This is a genomic window from Stenotrophomonas maltophilia (genome assembly GCF_047497515.2).
Taxonomy (GTDB): Bacteria; Pseudomonadota; Gammaproteobacteria; order Xanthomonadales; family Xanthomonadaceae; genus Stenotrophomonas.
Map to the genome: position 1 here is coordinate 18,808 of NZ_JAXAXL020000030.1, position 1,527 is coordinate 20,334.

At 65.3% G+C, this 1,527-nt stretch carries 1 protein-coding gene; it reads left to right on the forward strand.

What is annotated here, in order from left to right; all coding sequences use genetic code 11:
* Positions 1-187: 187 nt before the first annotated feature.
* Complete coding sequence (gene fabV, locus ACMZPQ_RS22490) at positions 188-1,447, forward strand: enoyl-ACP reductase FabV (protein ID WP_197584184.1); 1,260 nt, start codon at positions 188-190, stop codon at positions 1,445-1,447.
* The last annotated feature ends 80 nt before the right edge of the window (positions 1,448-1,527 follow it).

Genomic DNA, 1,527 nt, shown 5'->3' on the forward strand with positions numbered 1-1,527 from the left:
CCCCCCCCCCCCCCCCCACTACCGCGGGTGCAGGGCTGCAAGCCCTGCAAAAAGAGAACCACCCTACGCCAGCGTCGGTTGTGCAATCTTCCCCCGCGCACTACGATCCTGCGGTTCGCGCGCGCAGGCGCGCGCCCGTATTCCTGCTGAGCGCCCCGTGCGCCGCATCTGCCAACCCGAGGTATCCATGGTCATCAAACCGCGCGTCCGCGGCTTCATCTGCGTCACCACCCACCCGACCGGCTGCGACGCCGCGGTCAAGCAGCAGATCGACTACATCCGCGCCCGCCCGCCGATCCAGAATGGTCCCAAGCGCGTGCTCGTCATCGGTGCCTCCACCGGCTATGGCCTGGCCGCACGCATCACCGCGGCGTTCGGTAGTGGTGCCGCCACCCTGGGCATCTTCTTCGAACGTCCGGGCAGCGAATCCAAGCCCGGCACGGCTGGCTGGTACAACTCGGCCGCGTTCCACAAGTACGCCGACGAAGCCGGCCTGTACGCCAAGAGCATCAACGGCGACGCATTCTCCGACGAAGTGAAGGCCAAGACCATCGAGATGATCAAGGCCGATCTCGGCCAGGTCGACCAGGTCGTCTACAGCCTGGCGGCGCCGCGCCGCAAGCATCCCAAGACCGGCGAGATCATCAGCTCCACGCTGAAGCCGATCGGTGAGCCGATCACCCTGCGTGGCCTGGATACCGACAAGGAAGTGCTGACCGAGACCCACCTGCAGCCGGCGACCCCGGAAGAAATCGCCGGCACCGTCGCCGTGATGGGGGGTGAAGACTGGCAGATGTGGATCGATGCGTTGGCCGACGCCGGCGTGCTGGCCAATGGTTGCACCACCACCGCCTTCACCTACGTGGGCGAGGAGATCACCCAGGCCATCTACTGGAACGGCTCGATCGGCGCCGCCAAGAAGGACCTGGACAACAAGGTGCTGGGCCTGCGCGAGAAGCTGGCAAAGATTGGCGGCGACGCGCGGGTGTCGGTGCTCAAGGCCGTGGTCACCCAGGCCAGCTCGGCCATTCCGACCATGCCGCTGTACCTGTCGCTGCTGTTCAAGGTGATGAAGGAAAAGGGCACCCACGAGGGCTGCATCGAGCAGCTGGATGTGCTCTACGACATCCTTTACGGCGGCAAGGCCGATGGCGTGGCGATCGATCGCCTGCGCCACGATCTGGTTGATGGTGACGGCCATGCCGTCGCGCTGGTCGATGAAGAAGGCCGCCTGCGCGCCGACTACAAGGAAATGGCGGCGGACGTGCAGGGCAAGGTGGTCGCGCTGTGGCCGCAGGTCACCAACGAGAACCTGTACGAGATCAGCGATCTGGCCGGCTACAAGGCCGACTTCCTGCGCCTGTTTGGCTTCGGCGTGGACGGCGTCGACTACGAGGCCGACGTCAATCCGGACGTGAAGATCGAGAATCTGGTCGACATGACCTGATCAATGAAAAGGCCGGCGAAAGCCGGCCTTTTCATTGGGTAGTGCCGGCCGCGGGCCGGCACCCCCGGGGGTCAACCAAA

What these genes read in the sequence shown, in the direction of transcription:
- fabV (WP_197584184.1), top strand. Translation starts at nt 188, where the DNA reads ATGGTCATCAAACCGCGCGTCCGCGGCTTCATCTGCGTCACCACCCAC.